Consider the following 5726-nt stretch of genomic DNA (forward strand, 5'->3'; position numbering starts at 1 on the left):
GCCCTCTACGTTCCTCCACCGCCGGAAACCGTCGACGAATACCTACAAGACCTCATCCGGTACGCCAACCGGGACGACATCCCCGCGCTGGCCCAAGCCGCGATCGCGCATGCCCAGTTCGAATCCATCCACCCGCGCCCCCCCCCAACCACTCTTGGGCCAAATGCTGGCACCAAAGGGCCAAAAACCCGCGCGCCGAAGGCGCGCAAAACAAGCACAGCAAGCGCACCTGTGCTTAGCATGGGGCATGCAGCTTGTGCTCCGGTTGATCGGAACCGCATTCGCCATCTGGCTGGCCGCACTGTGGGTCGGCAAAATCGAGCTCGTTTCCCCGCCGGATCAGGGCAACGGTGCAAAAATCGTTGTCCTGCTTGCGGTGGCGGTGGTGTTCACGGTCGTGAATGCTTTCGTGAAGCCGATCGTGAAACTGTTGTCGCTGCCGTTGGTGATCGTGACCCTCGGTTTGTTCCTGCTGGTGATCAACGCGTTGATGCTGTGGCTTACGGCGTGGATCACCGAGGCCACCGATTATGGTCTGCGTATCGACGGTTTCTGGGCCGCGCTGCTGGGGGCGATCATCATCACCATCGTGAACTGGGCGATCGGCATCATCTTGCCGGACGACTGAGTGGTCAGGCGCCGAACCCCAGGGCCAGGGCGCTGAGCACCGACCAGGCCAGCATGGCCAGACCCGAATCGCGGAGGGCGGGGATGAGCTCCAGTCCGCCCTTGTCCGCCCGGACCGGGGCGTTGGCGCGGACGGCCAGGGGGACGGCCAGCAGTCCGACCAGCGCCCAGGGGGTGCGGGCGGCCAGTATCAGGGTCATCACGAACGGCGCGGCCAGCAGCGCCAGATGCAGCGTGCGGGTGCGGGTATCGCCGAGTTTCACGGCCAGGGTCGTTTTCCCGGTTTCGGTATCGGTCGGGATATCGCGCAGGTTGTTCGCCACCAATACCGCGCTGGAGAACGCCCCGATTCCCACCGCGAGCGCGAACCCCGCCCAATCGACCCGCCCGGCCTGGACGAACTGGGTGCCGAGGACCGCCACGAGCCCGAAGAACACGAAAACGGCGATCTCCCCGAAACCGCGGTAGCCGTACGGTTTGCTGCCGCCGGTGTAGAACCAGGCGCCTGCCAGGCAGACCGCACCGATCAGGATCAGCCACCAGGCCGACAACACGGCCAGGACCAGGCCCAGGACCGCGCCCAGCGCCAGGCTCGCGATCGCCGCGCCGCGTACCGTTGTGGGCGAGGCCACGCCGGAGCCCACCAGGCGTAGTGGGCCGACGCGTTCGTCGTCGGTGCCGCGGATTCCGTCGGAGTAATCGTTGGCGAAATTCACCCCGATGATCAGTGCTATCGAAACTCCCAGCGCCAGCAGCGCTTTCCACCAGACCGCACCGTCGATGGCGGCCGCGGCGCCGGTTCCGGCGAGAACGGGGGCGATCGCGTTCGGCAGAGTCCGGGGCCGGGCGCCCTCGATCCATTGTGCTGCGGTAGCCATCCCCGAAGCCTAATCCGGTGCGCCGCCGGAACGGTACTTGCCGGATCGGCCGTACGAGGGCATTGTCGAGATCGTTGGACTGATCTTCCACTCGGCGGGTAGTCGCCCGTCGAGGCCATAACGGAGGAGAGGAGCCACTATGGCGGAGCGCAAGCTTTCCCGGACGGCCGAACCGGGCACGTTCGAGGCGGTGCCCGAGGCCGATCGTGCCGAACAGGACGCACCGGCCTACCCCGACGACGCCCCGTACACCGATATCGACCCGCGTTCGGTCCCGGACGATATCCCGGTGCCGGAGGAGGCGGTGACGCCTCCGGGGAGCACCCGGGACGTCTGGAGCGCGGATCCCGTCGATATCGCCGAACAGTCCATCCCAGTGCCGATGGGTGATGACTACGACGGTTCCTACGCCGACGAGGAGCCCTGAACGGGCTGCGCCGGAGACGCTGAGCTGTGTACATCGCGCGCCGCCGGGCGGGAGCCGGCACGGTGGGCGAACGGCGGGCCTCGTTGCGTGCCTGCCGGGCTCGGCGGGTACGCAAGGCAGCGCCCGGACGGGCTACGACGCCATCCGTCCAGTAGTCCGGGCTCCGTATCCTCGGCGAGATCCGCCGTAGGGCTGCTCGAACGTCCGCCGTGCGCAGAGGACCAGGCGATCCGGGGCACCGAGACGGCGCGGAGCCACATTTTTGGGGTGGTGCCGATCCGGCGGCCGAACTACTGACCCTGGTCGCCGACGGCCTGGTTCCGGGTGGGCGGCCCGTGAACCGCCGGCGATCAGCGCAAGACCGGCTGCGCGAGCCGTCGCGTTTCAGCTCGGTACGCCGTGCGAACCGGTCCGCTCAGGACGCTGATCCCGCGAGCAGGTATTTGCGGAGCCCGGCGCGGTCGGGTTTACCGGGACCCAGCAGTGGGATGTCGTCGACGAGCGCGAGTTCGCGGGGCGCGGCGGCGGTATCCAGTTCTGCCAGCACGTGGTCGCGGAGTTCGTCGAGCGTGGGCGCGGCACCCGGTACCGGTACCACCGCGACCACGACCCGCTGCCCCAGGCGTTCGTCGGGCAGGCCCAGAACCACGCATTCGGAGACTGCGGGATGGGTCGCCAGGACCGCCTCCACGACCTGCGGTATCACCAGCAGGCCGCCGGTGGAGATCGCTTCGTCCAGCCGGCCCTGCACCTGCAGGACACCGTCGGTGTAAATGCCCGCGTCGTCGGTGCGGAACCAGCCGGGTTCGGCGAAGGCGGGGTGATCGGGCATATTGCGGTAACCGGCGGCCAGCATATCGCCGCCGAGCAGGATACGACCGCTCTCGATGCGCACTCGGGCGCCGCGCAGCGGGACACCGTCGTAGACGCAGCCGCCGCAGGTTTCGCTCATCCCGTAGGTGCGGACGATATTGATTCCGGCGGCGCGGGCCCGCTCGTAGAGCGGCAGCGGGGTGGCGGCGCCGCCGATCAGCACGGCGTCCAGTTCGGCCAGTGCGGCGGTCGCGGCGGGGGCGTCGAGTACCTTGACCAGCTGGGTCGGTACCAGCGAGGTGTAGCGGCGTTCCCCGCGCATACTCGCGATCGCCCCGGTGAGGGCTTCGGGGAGGAAGCCGCCGGAGACGTCCACGACGGTCGGTTCCGTACCCGCCAGCAGCGAACGCAGCACTACCTGTAGTCCGGCGATGTGATGGGTGGGCAGCGCGAGCAGCCAGCTACCCGGTCCGCCGAGCCGTTCGTGGGTGGCGTCGCCGCTGGCGCGCAACGCGGACGCGGTGAGCATGGCCCCCTTCGGTACACCCGTGGTGCCGGAGGTCGTGACGACCAGGGCGATATCGTCGTCGATCGGTTCGCCGGGCGCGAGCGCGTCACTCAACCGGCGGGCCTCGCGCCGATCGCTGGCGGGCACCGGCAGCCAGGCGGCCGAACCGCTGTCGTCGAGCACCTGCCGCAGGTGCGGGAGCACATCGCTGACTCCACCGCCGGTGGGTATGGGCAGGGTACGCAGGGTTTTCGTCACGGCCGCGCCTTGTCCCCGGTAAACCGGAAAACCATGGTGCGCTCGCTGTACTCGCTCACGGCTGCGATGGTGTCACGTCGGCCGGGCCGCGGACAGAAGGGGCCGGTGCTGCCGGTGCAGGGCGCCGGAGCCGGATGTCGGTATGGGGCTGGGCCAGGCATGGAACTGCGATTCACTCGTCGGACGGTACGAAAGCGGTCGCACCGGGCGTCGGTGATCGGGCGGCCATCCGATCGTATCGTCGCTCGGTGGGCCATGGGTTCGCAACCCGGCAGAAACCGGAGCCGGTCCCGGTCACCGGTTGTCCCGCCGTAGCGGATGCTCCTCCGGGATCTCGACCAGCACGATCGGCACGCCGTCCGGATCTTTCAGCCACATCTCGATCAGTCCCCAGGGTTCGGTCACCGGGGCCCGCTCGATCGCGACCCCGCGCAACGTCAACTCCACCGCGACAGCGCCGAGGTCACGGACCTGCAACCAGATCGCCCCCGCGAAACCCTGCGGATCGGTCTGCGCAGCGCCGTGGCCCGCCACCTCGATCAGCGACTGCCCGGCGAAGAACACCGTGCCGCCCGGGTACTCCCGGAAGGTCGCCAACCCCAGTGAGTCGCGGTAGAACGCCAGGGTGGTGGCGTAATCGCGGGGGCGCAAGATTATCCGGCTGCTGAGGATGTCCATCACCGGCAAGTCTAGGGGTAGACCGGCCGTTGCCGCCGGACCTCACGCACATGCGGGTAGGCCACCGTCCGGCCCGAATGCCCTGCGTGCCGCAGGTTCAGAAGTACCAGGGGTAGGGGCTCCAGTCGGGGGCACGTTTCTCCAGGAAGGAGTCGCGGCCTTCGACGGCTTCGTCGGTCATATAGGCCATCCGGGTGGCCTCACCGGCGAAGAGCTGCTGGCCGACCAGTCCGTCGTCGGCGAGGTTGAACGCATATTTGAGCATGCGCTGGGCCTGCGGCGATTTCCCGTTGATCGCCGCGGACCATTCGAGGGCCACGTCCTCGAGTTCGGCATGGTCGACGACGGCGTTCACCGCGCCCATGGCATGCATTTCCTCGGCCGTGTAGGCGCGGCCGAGGAAGAAGATCTCGCGGGCGAACTTCTGGCCCACCAGTTTGGCCAGGTAGGCGCTGCCGTAGCCGCCGTCGAAGCTGCCGACGTCGGCGTCGGTCTGTTTGAACCGGGCGTGTTCGCGGCTGGCCAGGGTGAGGTCGCAGACCACGTGCAGGCTGTGCCCGCCGCCGGCGGCCCAGCCGTTGACCAGGGCGATCACCACTTTGGGCATGAACCTGATGAGCCGCTGCACTTCGAGGATGTGCAGGCGGCCGGCGCGGGCCTTGTCGACCGTTTCGGCGGTCTCGCCGCTGGCGTACTGGTAGCCGCTGCGGCCGCGTATCCGCTGGTCGCCGCCGGAGCAGAAGGCCCAGCCGCCGTCCTTGGGGCTCGGACCGTTACCGGTGAGCAGGACCGCGCCGACATCGGAGGTGGTGCGGGCGTGGTCGAGTACCGCGTAGAGTTCGTCGACCGTATGCGGCCGGAAGGCGTTGCGCACTTCGGGACGGTCGAACGCGATCCGGACGGTGCCCTGTTCGGTATGCCGGTGGTAGGTGATATCGGTCAGGCCCTCGAACCCGGCCACGTCGCGCCACAGCGTCGGATTGAACGTCATGGGGGTGATTACATCAGGCGCGGCGGGGTCGCCGGCGCTGCGTTGACTTCACCACAGTTCGGCCGAATTGTTTGGACGCCGTAAAATCCCGGGTTACGGTGCCTATATGACCGAGCAGACCCGACCGAGGATCGACGAAAGCGCTGTCGACGAGGATCGGTACGAGAGGCACGGGGGTTTTCCGAAGATCACCCCGGCCCAGGTCGGCCCGGAGTTCGGTGAATTCGTGGCGGGGATGCGCACCCTGCAGGACCTGACGGTCTCGGTCGACGCCCCGGACGAGGTCTATCGCGAAGCCCGCGACCGGGTGAACGCACTGATCGAACTGCTCGAACCGTATCGCGCGCCGGAACAGCAGGGTCCCGCCGGCCGCGCCCGCCCACGGGCCCGCCGCCGCCCGCGGCGACCGCAGGCCCGGCGATGTCCCGGAGACCGGCAACGTGCAGCACAGCGGCACCTCGCGGCCCGCAGCCCGGACGGGCTACCGCACCCGGCGACGCCGCGCTCACGACCCGCGCCCTCACGGTGGGCGGATCCGCCGCGTGG

The 5726-nt window shown here is 68.7% G+C and carries 6 protein-coding genes and 2 pseudogenes; 4 read left to right on the forward strand and 4 right to left on the reverse strand.

Annotated features, from left to right (window positions below; genetic code table 11):
• Positions 1-135, forward strand: a pseudogene (locus QH196_RS04335) (Fic family protein); the annotation flags it as partial.
• A gap of 112 nt (positions 136-247) precedes the next feature.
• On the forward strand, positions 248-628 hold the full coding sequence (locus QH196_RS04340) for a phage holin family protein (RefSeq protein ID WP_280414436.1): 381 nt from the start codon (positions 248-250) through the stop codon (positions 626-628).
• Between the two features lie 4 nt (positions 629-632).
• Here the strand turns inward: QH196_RS04340 and QH196_RS04345 are convergent, their stop codons facing one another.
• Positions 633-1505, reverse strand: a complete 873-nt coding sequence (locus tag QH196_RS04345; RefSeq protein ID WP_280414437.1) for a 1,4-dihydroxy-2-naphthoate polyprenyltransferase — start codon at positions 1503-1505, stop codon at positions 633-635.
• Positions 1506-1644: 139 nt separating this feature from the next.
• Here QH196_RS04345 and QH196_RS04350 point away from each other — a divergent pair, with 139 nt between their 5' ends.
• The gene (locus QH196_RS04350) at positions 1645-1932 is read left to right on the forward strand and encodes a hypothetical protein (protein WP_280414438.1); all 288 of its coding nucleotides are present in this window, start codon (positions 1645-1647) and stop codon (positions 1930-1932) included.
• A 415-nt stretch (positions 1933-2347) separates the two neighbouring features.
• Here QH196_RS04350 and menE read toward each other — a convergent pair whose 3' ends face one another.
• From menE to QH196_RS04365, 3 genes are all read right to left on the reverse strand, one after another.
• On the reverse strand, positions 2348-3511 hold the full coding sequence (menE, locus tag QH196_RS04355) for an o-succinylbenzoate--CoA ligase (RefSeq protein ID WP_280414439.1): 1164 nt from the start codon (positions 3509-3511) through the stop codon (positions 2348-2350).
• Positions 3512-3805: 294 nt separating this feature from the next.
• Entirely contained in the window at positions 3806-4189 is a 384-nt protein-coding gene (locus QH196_RS04360; RefSeq protein WP_280414440.1) for a VOC family protein, read from the reverse strand.
• Between the two features lie 97 nt (positions 4190-4286).
• The gene (locus tag QH196_RS04365; protein WP_280414441.1) at positions 4287-5180 is read right to left on the reverse strand and encodes a 1,4-dihydroxy-2-naphthoyl-CoA synthase; all 894 of its coding nucleotides are present in this window, start codon (positions 5178-5180) and stop codon (positions 4287-4289) included.
• A gap of 106 nt (positions 5181-5286) precedes the next feature.
• Between QH196_RS04365 and QH196_RS04370 the strand changes: the two are divergent.
• Positions 5287-5726, forward strand: a pseudogene (locus QH196_RS04370) (hypothetical protein); the annotation flags it as partial.

It is taken from the genome of Nocardia carnea (genome assembly GCF_029868325.1).
Lineage (GTDB): Bacteria > Actinomycetota > Actinomycetes > Mycobacteriales > Mycobacteriaceae > Nocardia > Nocardia carnea_C.